The following is a 19,366-nucleotide window of genomic DNA, read 5'->3' as shown; positions in this document are numbered from 1 at the left end:
CCGATAAAACGGGCACAACCGAAATACAAAGAGAAAACAAATGAGCATAGCCCTCATCATCCTTGCCGCGGGCAAAGGCACACGGATGAATTCGGACCTGCCCAAGGTGCTGCACCCGATTGCGAACGCCCCGATGCTGATCCATGCGATGCAGGCCGGCCAAGCTTTGTCTCCGGAAAAAACGCTGGTTGTGGCAGGCCATGGTGGCGAGCTTGTCGCGAAAGAAGTTTCTGATTTTGATCCTGACGCCGAAGTGGTTTTGCAAGAAGAGCAAAAAGGTACAGCCCACGCAGTGGACATGTGCCGAGAGGCGCTCGCTAATTTTGATGGTGATGTGATTGTCCTCTTCGGGGACACCCCATTTGTACGCGCTGAAACCCTTGAGAACATGGTCGCAGCAAAAGAGCAGAACGCGGTCGTGGTGCTTGGCTTTGACGCTGCAGATCCCGGAAAATACGGCCGCCTGATTATGAATGGCGATCAGCTTGAGCGGATCGTCGAATTTGCAGATGCTTCAGCAGATGAGCGGGCCGTCACTTTCTGCAATTCAGGCGTGATGCTGGTTGAGAGCAAGACGCTCTTTGATTTGATCAGCGCTATTTCGTCAGACAACGCGCAGGGTGAATACTACCTCACTGACATCGTGGGGCTGGCGCGCGAAAAAGGGCTGAACGTTACGGCTGTGTCCTGTGACGAGGCCGAGACACTAGGCATCAACTCCCGCGCGCACCTTGCCGAAGCCGAAGGCATTTTCCAAAAAAATGCCCGCGCCGAGCTGCTGGACCTTGGTGTCACATTGCAACAGCCAGAGACCGTCATGCTGTCCTTTGACACTGTGATTGGCAGGGACACCGTGATTGAGCCCAACGTCTATTTTGGGCCCCATGTGACGGTGGAAAGCGGCACGCGCATCCGAGCGTTTTCTCACCTTGAGGGCTGCCATGTTTCCCGCGGTGCAACCGTTGGCCCCTACGCACGCCTGCGCCCCGGAGCTGAGCTGTCTGAAAACGTGCACATTGGTAACTTTGTGGAAATCAAAAACGCCGAAGTTGGCGAAGGCACCAAGGTCAATCATCTGTCCTACATCGGCGACGCCACGCTGGGGAGCGGAACCAATATCGGTGCCGGTACGATCACCTGCAACTACGATGGGGTGATGAAACACCGCACCACCATCGGAGACCGGGTGTTCATCGGCTCCAACACGATGCTGGTTGCGCCGGTCACTGTTGGTGACGAGGCGATGACGGGATCGGGGTCGGTGATCATCAAGAACGTTCCCGCCACGGATTTGGCCCTGTCGCGCGCCGATCAGGTCAATAAACCCGGCGTAGCGCGAAAATTGTTCGATTTATTAAAGAAAAAAAAACAAAAACAAATCTCGGAGACCAAATAATGTGTGGAATTGTTGGTGTCCTCGGAAACCACGAGGCAGCGCCCATCCTTGTTGAAGCGCTGAAACGGCTCGAATATCGCGGCTATGACAGCGCGGGAATTGCGACCGTGAATGACGGCGCACTGGAACGTCGCCGTGCCGTGGGAAAGTTGGTAAATCTCTCTGATTTGCTGGTCCACGAACCTCTCAGAGGCAAATCCGGGATCGGCCACACCCGATGGGCGACCCACGGTGCGCCTTCCGTCACCAACGCGCACCCGCATCGCGCGGGTCCCGTGGCCGTTGTCCACAATGGCATCATCGAAAACTTCCGTGAATTGCGTGAAGAGTTGGCTCAAGACGGGTTTTCGTTCGTCACCGAGACCGACACAGAAACCGTTGCGCTTTTGACGCAAAGCTACATCAGCTCCGGTATGCAGCCCGTTGATGCGGCTTTAAAAACACTGTCACGTCTGGATGGTGCTTTTGCCCTCGCCTTTCTGTTTGAAGGTCAAGACGATCTGATCGTTGCAGCGCGCAAAGGATCCCCTTTGGCGATTGGGTACGGCAAAGGTGAGATGTATGTCGGTTCCGACGCAATTGCCCTTGCGCCGCTGACCGATCAGATCACGTACCTTGAGGAAGGCGATAGCGCGGTCCTGACCCGAACATCGTTGGTGATCCGCGATGAGGCTGGCGAAATCGTTGAGCGTGAGCGCAAAACCATCAATGTTGACCAGGCTCAGGTCGACAAAGGTCTGCACAAACACTTCATGGCGAAAGAGATTGCAGAGCAGCCAACCGTACTTGGCCAAGCCATCGATCACTATTTGTCCAAAGACGGCAAGGCCGTTTCTCTCCCAGACGCTGGCCTGGACTTCACCAAAATTGACCGTTTGACCATGGTCGCCTGTGGCACGGCCTACTACGCCTGCCTGACTGCAAAGTACTGGTTTGAGCAGGTCGCAGGCATACCAGTCGAGGTCGATGTGGCCTCCGAATTCCGCTATCGCGAGCCTCCTGTCACCGAGGGCACCGTTGCTTTGTTTGTGTCTCAGTCAGGCGAGACCGCAGACACGCTTGCTGCACTGCGATATTGCGCCGGCAAAGCGGAGCAGATTGTGTCGGTCGTGAATGTCCCAGAGAGCTCGATTGCGCGGGAAAGCGATCTTGTACTCCCTATTCTGGCCGGTGCCGAGATTGGCGTGGCCTCCACCAAAGCATTCACCTGCCAATTGACCGTGCTTCTAATGCTCGCGCTGAAGGCAGCCCATGATCGCGGCAAACTGAACGATGCTGAACTGGCAGAGAATTTGACCGATCTGCGCGGTGTACCGGGCTTGATCAATCAGGCGCTTGGCGGTGAGGCACAGGTCGCTGCGGTCGCGCGCAAACTCGCCGAAGCACGTGACATTCTGTTCTTGGGTCGAGGCCGCATGTTCCCCCTCGCGCTGGAAGGCGCACTCAAACTCAAGGAAATCAGCTACATCCACGCAGAAGCCTATGCCTCCGGCGAGCTGAAACATGGCCCGATCGCATTGATCGACAAACAGGTCCCTGTGGTGGTGCTTGCCCCACATGACGAGCTGTTTGATAAGTCGATCTCCAACATGCAGGAAGTCATGGCGCGCGCTGGAAAGGTGCTGCTGATCTCAGACTCCACTGGCATGAAAGAAGGCGCCGAGGGGGCTTGGGAAACCCTGCAGATGCCGCAGGTTTCGCCTGTCTTGTCTCCCATTCTTTACGCCATCCCCGCGCAACTTCTCGCCTACCACACCGCGGTTGCAAAAGGCACTGACGTCGATCAGCCACGCAACCTCGCAAAATCTGTGACTGTGGAATGACGCTCGAAGACGCCCTTGAACATCTGCACGCCCTTGTTGAGCCTGGGCGTGCAGACGGCATGAAAGCCTACCACAAGCAGACACGGGACGTGCTGGGCATCTCAAACCCGGCTCTCAATGATCTTGCCAAAACCTGGCGACAGACGCTCTCGGTTGAAACCCGGGTGGCATTGGCGCAGGCCCTTTGGGAAACCGATATCTTTGAAGCGCGTATCGTCGCGTCCAAAATGCTGACCCAAGCACGCCTGCGTCCCGATGAAGGTGCCTGGGCGCTCATATGCAGCTGGGTCGCGGATTTCGACAGTTGGGCGATTGCCGATCATGCCTGCATGGCAGGTCAACGCCGCCTCATCGCCGATCCATCACGCTTAGATACCGTCGAAAGCTGGACCAAAGCAGAGCATATGTGGACCCGGCGCGCGGCTTTGGTGATCACGCTGCCGTGGACCAAACAGAACAACCCAAAACCGGGTGAACTTGAGGCTCGGGACCGTATTTTGGGGTGGGCTGCGGAGTATGTCTCTGATGAAGAGTGGTTCATCCAGAAAGCCGTGGCTTGGTGGCTGCGCGACCTGTCAAAGCACGATGAACCGCGTGTGCGTGCATTTCTGGAAAACCATGGCGAAAAAATGAAGCCATTTGCCAGAAAAGAAGCCAGCAAACACCTTGGCTGATTGGGCGCGCGCCAAAGTCGTATAGAAAATACATCTCTACAACTTTCGCCGCCCTTGCCCTGCCCGCGCCGCGTGACTACGTTCTCCCCATGACAGCTCCTTTGATTGATCCGTTCCACCGCGCCGTAAACTACCTGCGTGTGTCCGTGACCGACCGTTGCGATTTTCGCTGCGTCTATTGCATGGCGGAAAACATGACTTTTCTGCCGAAGAAAGAACTTCTGACGCTCGAAGAGCTTGATCGAATGTGTTCGACCTTCATTCGGCTGGGTGTTGAAAAGCTGCGGATTACAGGTGGCGAGCCACTGGTGCGTCGCGACATCATGACCTTCTTTAAAGGCATGAAGCGCCATCTGGACAGCGGGACACTCAAAGAATTGACGCTGACAACCAACGGCTCACAGCTCGAGCGCTTTGCCGAAGAGCTTTATGCCTGTGGTGTGCGTCGCGTGAATGTCTCTCTAGACACGATTGACGAAGATAAGTTTGCCGACATCACCCGCTGGGGCCGCTTGCAACAAGTGTTGCGTGGTCTGGACGCCGCCCAAGATGCGGGCCTGCGTATCAAGATCAATGCGGTGGCGCTCAAAGGCTTCAATGAGGATGAGTTGTTCACGCTCGCAGAATGGTGCGCCTCGCGCGACATGGACATGACCTGGATCGAAGTGATGCCCATGGGCGATCTGGGCAATGAAGATCGCCTTGACCAGTATTGGTCCCTCAAGGATCTGCGGGCGCGACTGGCCGAGCGCTATACGCTGACAGATTTGCCTGAGCGTACCGGTGGTCCCGCCCGCTATGTGCGACTGGAAGAGACTGGACAAAAAATCGGTTTCATCACGCCCATGACCCACAATTTCTGCGAAAGCTGCAATCGCGTGCGTCTCACCTGTACCGGACAGCTTTTCATGTGTCTGGGCCAAGAGGATATGGCTGACCTGCGCGCTCCGTTGCGTGGCAGTGAAAGCGATGCGGCGCTCGAAGATGCCATTCGTGCTGCAATTGCACTCAAGCCAAAGGGGCACGATTTTGACTATTCCCGCCAACAGGTGGATGGTCAGATGTCACGCCATATGAGCCACACAGGCGGCTGATCTTCGAATCCTGTTTGCCGGAAATCACCTAAGCCCAAGAGCCGCAACACGCGGCTCTTTTTATGCGCGAAACTGTGCTCTGTAGTTTCGCGGCGCGCAGCCCTGCTCCAGCTTGAAATCACGGCTGAAATGGAAAGGATCGGGATAGCCGCAGCGCGCCGCGATTTGCGCAACGCGCTCATCTGTGCTGCGCAACAGATACGCCGCCACCGCCATGCGCTCCCGTCGCAGCCAAACGATCGGGCTCACCCCTGCTTCATCCCGAAAGCGGCGAAAAAGCTGCGAATGGCTCAACCCGGTGATCTGCGCCATATCCGGAATACGCCAAGCCCGTTGCAAATCCCGGCGAAGGTGCGCCCTTAGCGCGGCCATCGGCTCATCTTTGGCCACTCCAGCCGCATTGCTGCGACGCTCAAACAGCTGCGCCAAAATTTGCGACACCGCGGCGTTGATGGTGGCACTTTCCCCTTCTGCCTCTGCTGAAAGCTCACGCAAGATCTGCTCAAAGTTCCCAGCAAGGTGAGACAGATCCGACGCCACGGGATTTTGGGCAAACTCCAACCTTTCAAAGAGAGCATCCACCCCATGCCCCCGGATAGAGAGCCAAACATAGCGCCAGGGTGCCTGCGCTGCGGCTCCATGCGCATAGGCGCGCGCTGTATCAATCCAGGCGAGGCTCTCAGCTACGGCAGCATGCCGGGTCTCGCCAATGTCCACATGCCCAGTGCCGGAGAGCGTGTAGATCAACACATGCTCATTGTAGTTTCGGCGCACCATACCGGTGTCTTGATGCGCCAAGGTGCGCCCGCCTACGGGCACATGGTAGGGCCAAACGGACTCACCGCCCTGCCCTGTGGCAAAGTAAATCTTTGTGTCTTCCGCAGCTGTCGTCATGGGGTGTTATATTTGAGAGTCTGGAACCTGAACCTCGATCCCTTGCATGTCTTCGCCGATAACGACCTGACAGCTCAACCGGCTGGTGGGCTGCGGGTCGATGACGAAATCCAACATATCCGCCTCATCAGACGCCGGAGCAGGCACGCGGCTAAACCAGTCCTCAGACAGAACGCAATGGCAGGTGCCGCACGCACAGGCGCCCCCGCATTCAGCGGCAATGGCCGCAACACCTGCGCCAACTGCAGCCTGCATCAAGGTATCGCCAGCCTTGGCCATGGCCTCAATCCGTTTTCCATTGGCTTCGACAAAGGTCACTTTGATCATTTGCTATTTCTTTCCGTCTCGCTCAGGCGCGCTGCCAAGCCACACGCAGCGCCTTGGGGCCACGCACTGACAAACCGCGTTTGTATTCAGGGGTTTCCTCTGCCAAAGAGATCGCGGCAAAGCGGGTGTTCAATGTGGAGAATATGACGTCCATATCCAGTCGCGCCAAATGGTTGCCGAGACAGAAATGCCCCCCGCCACCAAAGGCCATGTGCCGGTTCGGGGTACGTCCGACATCAAATTTATCAGGGTTCTCAAACCGCGCGGGATCACGGTTCGCTGCGCCATAAAGCAGGCCAAACCGCGTCCCAGCCGGAAAGAGCTTTCCACCAACTTCGGTCTCTTCTGTCGCGAAACGATGAAAGAACGGCAGTGGAGACTCATAGCGGAACATCTCCTGCACCGCTGTCTTCATAAGCGACGGATCTTCGCGCAAGCGTTCATGCTGCTCCGGATACCGCAGCAACGCATGCATGCCGCTGCCCAGCACATCAATGGTGGAGCCATGCCCTGCCATCAGGATCAACATGGCGGTGGAGATCAGCTCGTCTTGGCTGAGCCGTCCCCCGTCGCGGTGACCGATCAGGCGCGAGAGCAGATCATCCTGCGGCGCTCTTTCGCGCTCCGCCAATAGATCCAGAAGGTATTCGTAGAATTCCTTAGTCGCCTGTTCTGCCCGCGCCTTGTCCTCATCGCCGCGACCGGGATCAAAGAAGCGCACCACTTCCTCTGACCAATGGCGCAGCTGTGGGCAGTCTTCGTCAGGCACACCAAGGATGCGGCCAATGATATGGCCGGGGACGTGGGCGGCGAAATCGCCGACAAAATCCACCTCGTCCTGATCGCTCAGGCTGTCGAGCAAACGGTCGACAAAACTTTGGATCGCCTCGCGTTGCCGCGCGATCATCGCAGGGGTGAACTCGCGAAACACTACTTTGCGCAGTCGATCATGGGTTGCGCCTTCGCTTTCCAACAGGTTCACCTGCACAAAACGCTCATGATGCGGCATGTCGTGGAAATTGATCGCCCGTTGCTGAGCCAGACGCGCGTCCTCAGAGATAAAGGCTTCGTTGTTGCGCAACATGGTTTTGTTGAGCGCCACAGCCTCCACGTCTGCCATACGCGTCAACATCCAGGTGTCGATTTCCTTATAATAATAAGGTCCATCCAATGCGCGCAGAGCCGCATAAGTCGAATACGGATCAGCCGCGAACTCGGCTCCATGCGGATCAAGTAAAACCGTGGCTGGGGTGTCTTGCGTCATGGCGACCTCATTTGCTACGCGGGCGGACCATACTGAGAGCCACGGTGTAATAGAATGTAAAATCCTCCAAATCACCTAGACAATAGTCGCATCCACCTACCTCCGCGCGCGCAGCAGGCGTGCCACCAGTGGCGCCCCGAGGATCACTACAACTATTCGGGTCAGGTGGTGCGCGATGACAAACCCCAGATCCGCGCCAGTCACGATGGCCAAGATGGTCATTTCCGCCTGTCCGCCGGGGGCAAAGGCCAAAAAGGCTTCCATGGACGGGGCCAATCCCAACAGCGTCACCAGTTCGGCAAAGCACGCTGCGAGCACCGCAAGAACGCACATAAACGCCAGCCCGGAAAGCACAACGGAGCGCAGCTCGCGCAGGGTCACCCCCACGTAATGCACGCCGATCACCACGCCGATGAAGAATTGCGCAACAAGGATCGCTTCAGCCGGTGGGCGGGAATGGATGAAGCCGCCAAGCGTCAACGCGGCAGAGACAATCAATGGCCCCAGAATACTCGCGCCCAAAAGTCCGATGCGCTCTCCACCTTTCCATCCAACGACTGCCGCGCCAACCATCAGCGCCATCTCTCCGAGCGGCAGATCTGCAGCCGGCTGACCAATTGGGTTGGATAGACCGACCCCATAGATGGAGATCAACAGGATCGGAGCCACAGTCACGATCACCAGAACCCGCGTCGCATGGATCAAGGACAAAATGCGCGCGTTTCCTCCTGCTTCTTTGCCAAACAGGATCATATCCTGAAGGCCCCCGGGCATCGCCGCGTAATAAGCCGTGACAGCGTCAAATCCACAGACCTTTCGAAAGAAAGGCACCCCGACAAGCCCGATCACAGCAATATAGAGCGGAACCAGCGCGATGCTGGCGGCCATATTCGGGATCTCGGCCATCACCTCGGGTGTCACTGACGTGCCAACAGCCACGCCAAGGATTGTGCGCGCCGCCGCCGTGACTTGGCCAAATCCAGCCAGCTTGGCCCCGGAAAGGGCTGTCACCAAACAAGCCGCCATTGGTCCAAACAGAAACGGCAGAGGCAGGCCAACGGCCCAGAACGCAACAGTACCAAATGCGGCCACCGCAAAGGTGAACGCGCGAATACGCAAAAGAGACACGGGTGATTCCTATCGTGATTGACGATATGCATCCTTTTGTATACATTTGGACACAATATTTCAAGGCAACGCTGGCGGACCGAAATGGATAACTCCTCCTCTCAAGATGGGCTTCAAGGCAACGCGGCCTACAGCGCCTTGTTGCAAGAAATTCGAGAGGGGCGTCTGTCGCCAGGTGATCGCCTGCGAGAAACTGATCTCGCCACCCGCTTCAGCGTCAGCCGCACACCGGTGCGGGAGGCCATTCGCCAATTGGAGGCGGATGGGCTGGTGACGCACCTGCCCCGTGTTGGGGCAACCGTCCGGCGCTTGGACTACTCTGAAGTCATGGAGCTCTATGAAATGCGGGTAGTGCTGGAATGCACGGCCGCGCGCATGGCCGCCCGTGCCGCCTCTGACGTGGAGATCGCGGAACTTGGAGCGATCAGCGACGCTCTTTCGCAAAGTGGTGCAGGCACAGAGGCATCGCGTCTCAACCGCCAATTTCATTTGGCGCTATTAAACGCGGCGAAGAACCGTTTTCTCACCAAGTCCATGCTCAGCCTGCAAAAGGCCATGCTGATTTTGGGCCGAACCACGTTGGCCGATGCAGAACGCTACGAAAATGCGCTTGCGGAACATCAGGCGATTCTGGACGCGCTCGTCACACGCGATGGCGACGCTGCCGAAGCAGCCATGCGAGCACATATCATCGCAGGGCAACGCGCGCGCATCCGCGCCCTGCGCGTCGATTTCGACGACCCCAATACGCTTTAAGCGCCCTCAAAGACCCCTTCAAATTCGCAGCCCCTCTGTGCGCGTGTGTACAGATGAAAGCCCTCCAAGGCGGCTTACCTTTTGTCACGAAAGGAGGACGCCATGACTGAATTGTCCCACATCAGAACTACGCCGATGCCTGATGACATGCGGCGCCTGCTCAATGCCTATCCGCGTGAAGCCTGGGAGGCCCATCCCAACTTTAAGGATGCCACCCGCCGCTGGCTTGGCGCACACCAGATTTTTCGCCAGCTCGGCGAGCTTATCCGCGCTGATGCAGAGCTCTATCTCGATGGCCAACGTGAAACTCAGGAGTATGCCGGACGCTTGGCCTACTATGGAAATGCTTTGGTGCGCAACTTGCATGGCCACCACGGCTGGGAAGACCATCGCTACTTCCCCGAACTCTCGGAAGCGGACCCGCGCTTTGATGCCGGACTGGAGATTTTGGAGAAGGACCACCACGACCTCGATCAGGTTCTGGACGGTTTCACAAAATCCGCAAACCGCACCATCAAGCTCAGCCAGCTCGATGAAGCCGCGATGTATGAGGAGGCAGGTGCTGTTCACGCGCATGCTGAAACCATTGAGGCTTTTCTTGCACGACACCTTGGTGATGAGGAAGACCTCGCCGTGCCCATCATTTTGCACCACAAACTGCGTGGATAGGGCAAAGTAACAACCATGGGCGCCGCCTTCAGCGGCGCCCTCATATGCAAACAGGGTGGCATAATGGCTGGCAAGAGCATCACAACCGAAGAAGATCAGAAGAACGCAACGGCCCGCCGTGCGTCAGGTGAATTTGTGCGCGGCCTCAGCGGGTTTCGCCATTGGCTTGATCCTGACGGTGACTTCCCACCCGAAGCTGACCGCTACCACCTCTATGTTGCGCTCAATTGTCCGTGGTGCCACCGCGTGACCCTCGCCCGCAACATCCTCGGCCTGCAGGACACACTTTCGATGAGTGTCGCCTTCCCAACCCGCACCGGGGACTCTGATCCGGCTGGCCCCAATCTGTGGGAGTTCAATCCTGATCGCATCTCCCCGATCACAGGCGCGCCACTTCCTGAATGCACAGACGACACAGGCAGTACGCAAAATTTCCGTCTCGCCGCCGAGATCTATGCCGCTGAAGGGGCGAGCGAGAAGAGCGTGCCAATCCTCTATGACAAACGCACCGAGCGCGTTGTCTCCAATGAAAGCGCAGAGATCATCCGGATGCTCAACGCCCATGCAGCGGCCCTCGGCAGCAAAGTCCCCATCGCCCAAAGGCCGGATCTGTACCCTGAAAGTACAAAGCTGCGCGTGGAGATCGATACACTCAACTCCCTGACGTACACGGCAATCAACAACGGCGCTTACAAAGCAGGCTTCTCTTCGCGCCAAGACGTCTATGAAGAGGCATACACCGCCTATTTCTCCGCCCTTCAAACACTCGAAGATCACCTGTCAGCAGACAATCAGCCTTTCCTGATGGGAGAGCATTTCACCGAAGCAGACCTGCGCCTGTTTCCAACGCTCTACCGCCACGATCCCGTCTACTACATCCGCATGAAGCTTAATGGTGCTAAGATCCTAGACTATCCGCACCTCTGGCGTTGGCTGTGCCGGGTTTACAACCTGCCCGGCGTTGCAGACAGCAGCTCACTTATCCATTGCCGCCAAGGGTATTTTGGCCGGTCTTGGAACAACGTCATCCCGCTTGGCCCGAATAAGCCGATAACTTACCCGGAAGCCTATCTTCATCCTGAACTCGCGCGTGATGAGAGGTAGCCTGCCCCCTTCACCACCATCATGATCGTCGTGGCTTTAAAGAAATACACACCAATTTTGGGCAAATTGTCTTTGGATCCCCGGCGCAGACCGCTGCGCGTCGAGCAGAAGGCTTGCCATGACGTTCAAACTCTTCTTGCCTGCTGTGCTGACACTGATCGCAGTTTGCGGTGTTATGTGGCTGCCCGCGTCAGCGCGCGCACCGGAGAACTTGCCCGCCATTTTTTTGGCGATATTCGTGCACGTTCCAGTGCTCCTTCCGGTCTCTCAACACGGCAAGCTGATCACCAGTAAATCGAAGGTACTCAACACCTATCCGGAAATCCTGCTGCCGCCACTTCTCGGGGTTTGCTGGGCTTTTCTGGGTGTGACCTTTGGCTTTTCAGCAGGCTTCGTCTTGGCAGGCGCAGCAGCAATAGCGGCAATCTGCATTTGCTATGTCGCCGTGCGCCTTTGCGACCGACACACCAAACACCTCCAAGCCCAGATTTGCCACTCAGACACTCTACCGACCCCCTACATCGCTGATCTCAGCAAGCGATACCTCTACCTGCTGCGCTGCGCCATGGCCGCTTTGTCCATAGCTGCGCTGATGATGCATGTCGCTGGCCTTGACGTGCCTTACACATGGGCGCTTCTGCCAGGTTTCACAGGCGCTGCTGCGGTATTCCTGGCGGCACTTACCAAACGCGTAGATCGCGCCAACCATGCGGTGTTTGCAAAGGAAATATCTGGCCTCCTGTCCCACCAGCTGCAAGCTGCACCGGCATCGGTGGCCATCTATCACGCAGGCACTGGCCGGGCCCACTTGAACGCTACCAAATCACTCTGCGCAAAACTCGATGACCTTGGGCGTGCATATGTTCTGATTGTCCGAGAGCAAGCCGCATACGAAGAGTTACGCAAACTGGATCTGCGGCATCTTTGGCGCGCTGAGAAACTCTCCGCCCTGCATCATTGCGCGCAACCTGACCTCCGGACGATCCTCTATGCCAATGACCACCCCAAAAACAGCCATTTCACACGTTACACACGGTTTGAGCATGTCCTGGTGACGGAGTTCTCTACGCTGAAAACCACAGAGCAGCTGCCCAAAACCACAGCGCTTTATGCCCAGATTATCGCGCGCGGCGCGGCACAAGCCGCACAATGGCGCGCCTCCGCCTTTGGCGATATTGCAACGCGGATTGTGACCAACCACTCCGCATTCCATGGTGCCCCACCCCGCGGCGAGCCCCAACCTGAGCAGGCAGCCTGACCATGGCTCTCATAGTGCACGTGCTAGTAGCTGCGCTGATTATAGCGACTGAAGTCTGGTCACAGAAACGGTTGGCTCGCGTCACAGCCAAATCCGCAGTTTGCTCTTTACCAGAGACCGTGCATCAAACTTCGCCGCCGCTGAAACTGGCGGGCCATGGTCTATGCCTTTTCGGATTAGTTGCTTCGGCCATCGGTATGGTCAGCGACTACGCCATGTGGCTCACACTAGGTGCGACATCTCTCTGCGTAGCGGTCCGCTGCGGCGTGATGCAACTTGCAGTCACTGAGGCCAAACGCTGCCAACTGCCTCGCTACATGCAAGCCCTCCGACATCCAAAAATTCGGCGCACTCGCATGGCGCTCTATTTTTCGGAACCGAGACTGGCAACGCCCTATCAAGTCACCATGTGGCTGAAACCATTGCTGTCTTTGAATGAGCCTTTCGTCATCATTCTAAGGGAACGAAAGCACCTCCGTCACTTCCCGAAGTCCGATCTCCTTGAAGTCTTAGTGGTCGAAGACTTCCCCAGCCAAACCGCCTTTCTGCCATCCAACATCGAGGTCCTGTTCTACGTAAACAACAGCATGTCCAATCTCCCGGTAATTGCGGCCAACCCAAAGGTCACCCACGTACAGCTGCTGCATGGCGACAGCGATAAACCTCCCAGCTACAATCCAATGTCGGTGATCTACGATCATCTGTTCGTGGCAGGCGAAATGGCGATTGATCGATATGCCCGGCATGGCGTTCACATCCCCCGCGAAAAGTTCCGCATCGTCGGACGCCCCCAAATCACTCTGTCGAAACAGACCCGCCCGAAAGACCCAACGCGCAAGACCATACTCTATATGACCACTTGGGAAGGTATGTTTGAGGACAGTAATTTTTGCTCTCTCTCCCAAGCCCATAACATTTTGCATCAGGTCTTCCACTCTGGCCTCAAGGTTGATGTCATTTTCAAACCCCATCCGCTGACCTTTAAAGATGCCAAATGGCCAGAGGTCTCCACCCGCATCGAGCAGACTGCCCAGGATCTCCCCGAAGGTGTCGCCTACCGCATGGCGCACCCAGAGGAAGATCCAATGGCGCTCTATGCTGAAGGCGACCTGCTGATCAGCGACATATCATCAACGGTGATTGATTTTCTGGCGACAGAAAAACCATACATCGTGACCAATCCACGCGGCTACACGACAAAACAGCTTGAGACTTATCCAAGCGTTTCAGCAGGCTATCTGGTGTCAGCTGATGCGCAAAATCTTCGAGAGCTCATTGTTGAGTGTTTTGCTAGTGATCCTCTGACCGAAAATCGACGACGCATGAAAGAGTATGCGCTCGGAAACGCTGCTCACTCCAATGGAGCGCTGTTCAAGATGGCGTGCCAAGATGCTCTCAGCAGGAGCGCAGATGCCTGCCGCTAGCGATGCAGAAGACGCTTCCATTCTGGAAGCCTATCTACCTGCGCCAACGTCGCAAAACAAAATGCGGCGTCACGCACGCCATTTCCCGCCCCACTTACTTCCACGGTGTTTCCAGTTTCCGGCATTACAAACGCCAAAGCCACCCTTGGGCGGCTTTGGCGCAGTGCGGGGTACCGTCACGACCTTGCTTGCTTTTGCTGCGTAGCTTAACACAGGCTGGAGTAGGCTCTCACGCCCAAGTGGAAGTAAAACGGCTCACATGTCTTTTTTTATTTAAGGAATGTGTTGGTTGCGGGAGTAGGATTTGAACCTACGAACTTCAGGTTATGAGAGAGCTTAGGCGTTGTTGCACGGACTACGCCTTCTTGCGCCCATCTACCCTATCTTATTGAATCTATTATTTTTTAATTGACTGCGATTGCGCCTCAACTCTACGCCTTACTCCAAGATTTGCGCCTAACTGCTTCCAAAGTGCTTCCACAAACGGGCCAGAGACGGAGAAAAACACGATGCCAAAACTGACCAAACGCAGCGTTGATGCCTTTGAAGTGCGCCCCAAGAGCTACTTTGAATGGGACAGCGAGATCAAAGGGTTTGGGGTGCGCATCATGCCTTCGGGCACCAAGACCTATCAGGTGCAATATCGCAAAGGGGGCCGCACCCGGCGCGCGTCCATTGGGCGGCATGGCAACATCACCGCAGAACAAGCCCGCAATCGCGCCAAAGAGATCATGGGCGAGTTGTCCAAAGGTGAGAACCCGGTTGAAGAGATCGCGCAGCACCGCCGCGCGCCGACTGTGGCGGCGCTATGTGAACGGTTCTTTGAGGAACATGCCAAAGAGCGCTGCAAACCCAGCACACAGGGCGAGTATCGCCGCGCCATTGATCTGTTTATCAATCCCGCCATTGGCTCGTTCAAAATTGTCGATGTGGAGCGCAAAGACATTGCGGAGCTGCATCACAAATTTCGCGACAAACCTTATCAGGCCAATCGCACCCTCGGGGTGTTGTCTAAGATGTTCAATCTGGCGGAAATCTGGGGCCTACGCCCTGATGGCTCAAACCCCTGCCGCCATGTCCCGAAGTATCGCGAACAGAAGCGCGAGCGCTACTTAAGCCAAGTTGAACTGCAACGGCTGGGCACGGCGCTGACGGAAGCGGAACACGATGGCACAGAGACATCCCATGTGGTCGCAGCCTTTCGCTTGCTGATCCTGACCGGATGCCGATTGGGTGAGATACAAACCCTGCGTTGGAGCTATATCACAGATCGCGGCATGGAGCTGCCAGACAGCAAGACAGGCGCGCGGCTCATTCCCCTACCCCAAGCCGCCCGCGCCATCCTAAGCGCCCTGCCACGGCGTCCTGACAACCCTTATGTGATCATCGGCAAGCAACCGGAGGGCTATGCCACAGACATGCAGAAACCATGGCGTCGCATTCGCAAGCGCGCGGGTCTTTGCGACGTGCGTATTCATGACCTGCGCCATACCTACGCTTCCAATGCGGTGTCTTCTGGCATGCCCATTCAGATGGTGGGTCGCTTGCTTGGGCATACGCAAATTCAGACAACAATGCGCTATGCGCATCTGGCGGATGATCCGGTACGGCGCGCCGCTGAGGAAAACGCCGCACGTCTGAGTGCGCTGGTAGGTTAGGTTACGTAGGGCAAAATCTCCGCTAAATACGGTACACAGGAAACCGATTATTCCCTACGCGGAGTATACGCGGCGTAGAGACACCCCTACCCCGGGTATACGCCGCCGACAAAATCCCATAATCCCCGATCAAGCCACCAGCGCCCAGCAACCGATTTTGAGATCTTTCGTCCCGTGTCGACACCATCCGCCAAACAAACATATTCAGATGCAGACATCGACGCGCTTTGCGAAATCGGTGAGTTCAAAGACCTCGATCTGGCAAAGTTCAAAAAGGATCTGGAGAGCTTTGCGGCTGTGTATCGCTGGGAGAATGGGAAATACCAAAACCTTCCATCTTATAAAGAGACGTCAACGGAACTGAGCAAAATTGCCAAGCAAGCGGCACGCCTGAAAGAGAGCCTGCAAAACTGTAGTCACGAAACAGAATGGGCCATCGAGCAAGGTGTCCAAATGGACGCTGTGCGCATCATTTCAAAGCGCGAAGGTGCGCCGGAACACTCATCCATGGTGTTGTCAACGGAACACCTAGCGGAGAACCCGGGTTTGCTTGGCGTGTCTGTCACAACCAAGTCCTTGGCAGTGATTTTGGGGCGTCTAGAGGAAATCACCACGAAAGCCCCTGACACTCTGCCGAAACGCAGCGCGGGCAAGATCCCTGATTATGGTTTGCGTCTTTGGCTGGCAAATATCTATGAGCGTTGGCCGATTTGGAGCCAGTCCCGTTTCTCCCGCGATGTGGATAGCACCGGACAACCGATCACACAGGCCGGGCGGTTTTGCGTTCATGCCTTTCAGATCATTGAGCCTGCGTATTCGGTATCCCGGATTATGAACGGGATGAAAAATCTCATCAAAGAGAAACGTAACTAATCTGGCAAAGTTAGGGGCCAATTCACACCCGAACTTTGCCAGCGCTTTCGCTCGAAAGAGCACGCCATTCGCCTTTAGGTTTTGCGTATCGCAACGCAAACAGTGAGGGCGCATTCCATGCAAACATTCGCAAACGACAACAACGCACCGGCGCAAGATTACCTCGACGGCTTCATTGATGAGAAAATGGCCGCCGACTTCCTGTGCCAGAGTGTCCGCACCATCCAAAAGTGGCGCGTCACCGGCTACGGCCCGAAGTTCTACAAATCAGGCCGTTCCGTGCGCTATCGCCGCCGCGATCTTCTGGCTTGGGGCGAAGCCCGCCGCGTTGGCAGCACCAGCGCTTACACCGCCGCATGAGTTTTGCCCGCGTTGGGGTTGGCAGCGCCGCGCGGGATTTTGGGGCCGGATGGCTCTTGGGGACACAGGCGAAACGGTCCTGTGTCCCCGCTCAAACCACAAACCAATTGAAAGACATCACCCATGGCAAACCAGCCTGCACATAAGTTCAAAATCGGCCTGATCACGGCCACCGTCTGGCAGAATGACGGGTTCTATTCTGTTGATCTGTCCCGCAGCTACAAATCCGATACCGGCGAATGGCGCAACACCAACAGTTTCCATCATTCCGACCTGCTCAATCTGGCCAAATGCGCAGAACGCGCTGAAATCTGGATTGGCCGTCAACTGACTGCAAAGTGACCCAGCGCCGGGCCATGCCCGGCCCCAAAACATATGCTGCCCCGCCGGAGGCACAAAGGGGGCCACAAGGCCCCCGTTTCTTTTCCCAACATCTCAAAACCAAACAGCGGCGCGATATGCCGCGAGAGAGGGGGGTCTTGTAACACCCCCCTCCACGAATACGAAAACGAAAGAGAGCGTAAATGGACGGGGTGATCCTGCATTTTGGGTTTGATGGGTTGAAGTTCACTCTGAGCACCGACATTCCGGCCAGCTTCCGCGAAGAGCTGCTTTCTGCCAAAGCCCATGCCAAAGAGACCCTTGGCGACTGTGTCTTGGCGTTTGGAGACATCACCCTCAAAGTCACCAACAAAGGCGCACGAGGCTTTACCGCCCACACAGGGGATCATGGCGCTGTGTGGCTATTCCAAGATCCAGAAGATCGCATTCCCAACAATCCCGGCATCACTGTAGACTTTCGGGCCTTTGGGCTTGCGACAGGCGGCCTAGAGGGCGCAGAGAGGCATTTCCGGGACTGCATGTCCGCCTTTGGCATTCCCTATGTGGAAACACAGCTCCGCGTGGCACGCGCGGATTTTGCGGTGGACTATCTTGCCCCATGGTTTGAGCCAGACAGAGAGGCTTTGGTTGTGCCACCGGGCACCAAGATCACGGAATATACCGGCGTCGCTGAAACGGCGACAGTCTCCAGCGGGGCACGCGTGATTGGCCTGCGTGCCGGTGCCGTCGCCAACCGTCAACTTGCGATATACGACAAGCGCGCAGAGGTCATTCAGCAAAACAAAATGGGGTGGCTGACCATTTGGAACGCGACCCTTGAGGCACAAAACAAACCGCCATTGGATTTGAAAGACCGTGACACCAGCCAAGTCTGGCGCTTTGAAATGCGGCTTGGGTCCAAACAGCTCCGCAACCGATTTGAGATGCGCAGTTGGGAAGATGTGCACAACATCATCGGAGACGCCTTCTCAGACGCGCTGAGCCGTATGCGGTACAGCGAACCCACCAAAGATAGCAACCGCGCCAGATGGCCCGTACACGGCCTCTGGCGACAGTTTGAAGATGTCATTGGCAACGACCTACACGAGAACTGCGCGGGTGTGCTGCCGTGTGACGTGGTGAAGGCCAACCGCATGGCCAAGATGCGTGAACTGGACGCGCAGTTGCTTGGGTTGTTTGTGACGCGGGCGGCGATATCAGGGGTAGATTCGGAAGGGTTTGCGGAGTTTATGGAAACGCATGTGCAGGCGTTGGAGCGGCTGGCCGCAGAGCATCCACGGCCACTCGCAGAACGGATCGCGAAGGCTGGGGCGAAATATCAGTTTTAATAGGGGCAATGCAGCGCCGCAAGCCTGAGCATCAAAAGCCCATAGAGATCGTTCACCCTGCGGGTGGTAGAAAACCGTTGCTCCCATTCACAAAACAGTTAGCTTGCCATCGCAGATGAGGCATATTGGGTGGCGATTTTGAACGCAGCGACGGGCATTGTTTACGGACAGAAGATTTGGCGGCAGAGTGCGGAAGCGGCCTACGACGAGGCCGATAGACGCATTCAGGCGACATTGTCGGACCACGCCGCCACCTGGCTCTACCTCTCTGATCTTGCTGCTCTGGAAGAGCTTCCGGCAACGATTGAGAAGTGTCACCGCCTCACACGGTTGAGTGTTGGGAATGAAGTAGCGCCAGATGGCAAGCTCTATTCGGGCAATGAGCGTACTCTGCGTACTGTGGAACTGTATGGAACCGCCCTCGAGCAGGTAGTGGTCGGACACAGAAGGTTGGCTAGCATCTGGCTGATTTTTCAGCTCACCAAGTTGGTCTCTGTCACACTCGACTACACCAATGTCAGCGATCTGGCGCCGCTAAGCGGTCTCTCTCAACTGCAGAGCCTCGACTGCTCGGATACACAGGTCAGTGATCTGGCGCCGCTGAGCGGTCTCTCCCAACTGCAGAGCCTCGACTGCTCGCATACACAGGTCAGCGATCTGGCGCCGCTAAGCGGTCTCTCCCAACTGCAGCGCCTCACCTGCTCGCTTACACAGGTCAGCGATCTGGCGCCGCTGAGCGGTCTCTCCCAACTGCAGCGCCTCACCTGCTCGCTTACACAGGTCAGCGATCTGGCGCCGCTGAGCGGTCTCTCCCAACTGCAGAGCCTCGACTGCTCGCATACACAGGTCAGCGATCTGGCGCCGCTAAGCGGTCTCTCCCAACTGCAGAGCCTCGACTGCTGGAGTACACAGGTCAACGATCTGGCGCCGCTAAGCGGTCTCTCCCAACTGCAGAGCCTCGACTGCTCGCATACACAGGTCAGCGATCTGGCGC

Annotated in this window: 19 protein-coding genes; 15 read left to right on the top strand and 4 right to left on the bottom strand. The window is 56.6% G+C overall.

What is annotated here, in order from left to right:
- Positions 1–40 precede the first annotated feature (40 nt).
- The 4 genes from glmU (at position 41) to moaA (ending at position 4,987) form a co-directional block, all read left to right on the top strand.
- The gene (gene glmU / locus J7400_RS20695; protein WP_209066043.1) at positions 41–1,396 is read left to right on the top strand and encodes a bifunctional UDP-N-acetylglucosamine diphosphorylase/glucosamine-1-phosphate N-acetyltransferase GlmU; all 1,356 of its coding nucleotides are present in this window, start codon (positions 41–43) and stop codon (positions 1,394–1,396) included.
- Positions 1,396–3,219 (top strand): glutamine--fructose-6-phosphate transaminase (isomerizing), encoded by a 1,824-nt coding sequence (glmS, locus tag J7400_RS20690; RefSeq protein ID WP_209066041.1) that lies wholly within the window; start codon positions 1,396–1,398, stop codon positions 3,217–3,219. Before glmU ends, glmS begins: the two co-directional genes overlap by 1 nt.
- Entirely contained in the window at positions 3,216–3,893 is a 678-nt protein-coding gene (locus tag J7400_RS20685; RefSeq protein ID WP_209066040.1) for a DNA alkylation repair protein, read from the top strand. Before glmS ends, J7400_RS20685 begins: the two co-directional genes overlap by 4 nt.
- An 89-nt stretch (positions 3,894–3,982) precedes the next feature.
- The gene (moaA, locus tag J7400_RS20680; protein WP_209066038.1) at positions 3,983–4,987 is read left to right on the top strand and encodes a GTP 3',8-cyclase MoaA; all 1,005 of its coding nucleotides are present in this window, start codon (positions 3,983–3,985) and stop codon (positions 4,985–4,987) included.
- A gap of 60 nt (positions 4,988–5,047) precedes the next feature.
- Here the strand turns inward: moaA and J7400_RS20675 are convergent, their stop codons facing one another.
- From J7400_RS20675 to J7400_RS20660, 4 genes are all read right to left on the bottom strand, one after another.
- Positions 5,048–5,881 (bottom strand): AraC family transcriptional regulator, encoded by an 834-nt coding sequence (locus J7400_RS20675; protein ID WP_209066037.1) that lies wholly within the window; start codon positions 5,879–5,881, stop codon positions 5,048–5,050.
- Between the two features lie 6 nt (positions 5,882–5,887).
- Complete coding sequence (locus tag J7400_RS20670) at positions 5,888–6,208, bottom strand: 2Fe-2S iron-sulfur cluster-binding protein (RefSeq protein ID WP_209066036.1); 321 nt, start codon at positions 6,206–6,208, stop codon at positions 5,888–5,890.
- A gap of 22 nt (positions 6,209–6,230) precedes the next feature.
- A complete protein-coding gene (locus tag J7400_RS20665) occupies positions 6,231–7,472 on the bottom strand; it encodes a cytochrome P450 (RefSeq protein ID WP_209066035.1) in 1,242 nt (413 codons plus the stop codon).
- Positions 7,473–7,568: 96 nt separating this feature from the next.
- On the bottom strand, positions 7,569–8,600 hold the full coding sequence (locus J7400_RS20660) for an AbrB family transcriptional regulator (protein ID WP_209066034.1): 1,032 nt from the start codon (positions 8,598–8,600) through the stop codon (positions 7,569–7,571).
- Between the two features lie 84 nt (positions 8,601–8,684).
- On the opposite strand from J7400_RS20660, the gene J7400_RS20655 reads away from it, so the two are divergent.
- From J7400_RS20655 to J7400_RS20605, 11 genes are all read left to right on the top strand, one after another.
- Complete coding sequence (locus tag J7400_RS20655) at positions 8,685–9,356, top strand: GntR family transcriptional regulator (protein WP_209066033.1); 672 nt, start codon at positions 8,685–8,687, stop codon at positions 9,354–9,356.
- A gap of 102 nt (positions 9,357–9,458) precedes the next feature.
- Positions 9,459–10,025: a hemerythrin domain-containing protein gene (locus tag J7400_RS20650; RefSeq protein ID WP_247738957.1), complete on the top strand. Its 567-nt coding sequence runs from the start codon at positions 9,459–9,461 to the stop codon at positions 10,023–10,025.
- Positions 10,026–10,088: 63 nt separating this feature from the next.
- Complete coding sequence (locus J7400_RS20645; protein ID WP_209066031.1) at positions 10,089–11,129, top strand: glutathione S-transferase C-terminal domain-containing protein; 1,041 nt, start codon at positions 10,089–10,091, stop codon at positions 11,127–11,129.
- 118 nt (positions 11,130–11,247) lie between these two features.
- The gene (locus J7400_RS20640; RefSeq protein WP_209066029.1) at positions 11,248–12,387 is read left to right on the top strand and encodes a hypothetical protein; all 1,140 of its coding nucleotides are present in this window, start codon (positions 11,248–11,250) and stop codon (positions 12,385–12,387) included.
- A 2-nt stretch (positions 12,388–12,389) separates the two neighbouring features.
- On the top strand, positions 12,390–13,811 hold the full coding sequence (locus J7400_RS20635) for a CDP-glycerol glycerophosphotransferase family protein (protein WP_209066027.1): 1,422 nt from the start codon (positions 12,390–12,392) through the stop codon (positions 13,809–13,811).
- A 509-nt stretch (positions 13,812–14,320) separates the two neighbouring features.
- Positions 14,321–15,469 carry a site-specific integrase gene (locus J7400_RS20630; protein WP_209066026.1) on the top strand — a complete coding sequence of 383 codons (1,149 nt, stop codon included), beginning with the start codon at positions 14,321–14,323 and terminating at the stop codon, positions 15,467–15,469.
- A gap of 297 nt (positions 15,470–15,766) precedes the next feature.
- Positions 15,767–16,342, top strand: coding sequence for a hypothetical protein (locus J7400_RS20625; protein WP_209066024.1), 576 nt, complete (start codon positions 15,767–15,769; stop codon positions 16,340–16,342).
- Positions 16,343–16,459: 117 nt separating this feature from the next.
- Positions 16,460–16,702, top strand: coding sequence for a helix-turn-helix domain-containing protein (locus tag J7400_RS20620; protein WP_209066022.1), 243 nt, complete (start codon positions 16,460–16,462; stop codon positions 16,700–16,702).
- Between the two features lie 123 nt (positions 16,703–16,825).
- A complete protein-coding gene (locus J7400_RS20615) occupies positions 16,826–17,044 on the top strand; it encodes a hypothetical protein (protein ID WP_209066021.1) in 219 nt (72 codons plus the stop codon).
- Between the two features lie 182 nt (positions 17,045–17,226).
- On the top strand, positions 17,227–18,372 hold the full coding sequence (locus tag J7400_RS20610; RefSeq protein WP_209066020.1) for a hypothetical protein: 1,146 nt from the start codon (positions 17,227–17,229) through the stop codon (positions 18,370–18,372).
- A gap of 129 nt (positions 18,373–18,501) precedes the next feature.
- The coding region (locus J7400_RS20605) for a leucine-rich repeat domain-containing protein (protein ID WP_209066019.1) at positions 18,502–19,366 on the top strand (865 nt) is incomplete at its 3' end.

Origin of the sequence: Shimia sp. R9_2 (assembly GCF_017743735.1) — a bacterium.
Classification (GTDB): Bacteria; Pseudomonadota; Alphaproteobacteria; order Rhodobacterales; family Rhodobacteraceae; genus Shimia.
The sequence above is the reverse complement of the archived record's forward strand: the minus strand, read 5'-3'. Positions and strand labels throughout refer to the sequence as shown.

What these genes read in the sequence shown, in the direction of transcription:
- glmU (WP_209066043.1), top strand. Translation starts at nt 41, where the DNA reads ATGAGCATAGCCCTCATCATCCTTGCCGCGGGCAAAGGCACACGGATG.
- glmS (WP_209066041.1), top strand. Translation starts at nt 1,396, where the DNA reads ATGTGTGGAATTGTTGGTGTCCTCGGAAACCACGAGGCAGCGCCCATC.
- J7400_RS20685 (WP_209066040.1), top strand. Translation starts at nt 3,216, where the DNA reads ATGACGCTCGAAGACGCCCTTGAACATCTGCACGCCCTTGTTGAGCCT.
- moaA (WP_209066038.1), top strand. Translation starts at nt 3,983, where the DNA reads ATGACAGCTCCTTTGATTGATCCGTTCCACCGCGCCGTAAACTACCTG.
- J7400_RS20675 (WP_209066037.1), bottom strand. Translation starts at nt 5,881, where the DNA reads ATGACGACAGCTGCGGAAGACACAAAGATTTACTTTGCCACAGGGCAG.
- J7400_RS20670 (WP_209066036.1), bottom strand. Translation starts at nt 6,208, where the DNA reads ATGATCAAAGTGACCTTTGTCGAAGCCAATGGAAAACGGATTGAGGCC.
- J7400_RS20665 (WP_209066035.1), bottom strand. Translation starts at nt 7,472, where the DNA reads ATGACGCAAGACACCCCAGCCACGGTTTTACTTGATCCGCATGGAGCC.
- J7400_RS20655 (WP_209066033.1), top strand. Translation starts at nt 8,685, where the DNA reads ATGGATAACTCCTCCTCTCAAGATGGGCTTCAAGGCAACGCGGCCTAC.
- J7400_RS20650 (WP_247738957.1), top strand. Translation starts at nt 9,459, where the DNA reads ATGACTGAATTGTCCCACATCAGAACTACGCCGATGCCTGATGACATG.
- J7400_RS20645 (WP_209066031.1), top strand. Translation starts at nt 10,089, where the DNA reads ATGGCTGGCAAGAGCATCACAACCGAAGAAGATCAGAAGAACGCAACG.
- J7400_RS20640 (WP_209066029.1), top strand. Translation starts at nt 11,248, where the DNA reads ATGACGTTCAAACTCTTCTTGCCTGCTGTGCTGACACTGATCGCAGTT.
- J7400_RS20635 (WP_209066027.1), top strand. Translation starts at nt 12,390, where the DNA reads ATGGCTCTCATAGTGCACGTGCTAGTAGCTGCGCTGATTATAGCGACT.
- J7400_RS20630 (WP_209066026.1), top strand. Translation starts at nt 14,321, where the DNA reads ATGCCAAAACTGACCAAACGCAGCGTTGATGCCTTTGAAGTGCGCCCC.
- J7400_RS20620 (WP_209066022.1), top strand. Translation starts at nt 16,460, where the DNA reads ATGCAAACATTCGCAAACGACAACAACGCACCGGCGCAAGATTACCTC.
- J7400_RS20615 (WP_209066021.1), top strand. Translation starts at nt 16,826, where the DNA reads ATGGCAAACCAGCCTGCACATAAGTTCAAAATCGGCCTGATCACGGCC.
- J7400_RS20610 (WP_209066020.1), top strand. Translation starts at nt 17,227, where the DNA reads ATGGACGGGGTGATCCTGCATTTTGGGTTTGATGGGTTGAAGTTCACT.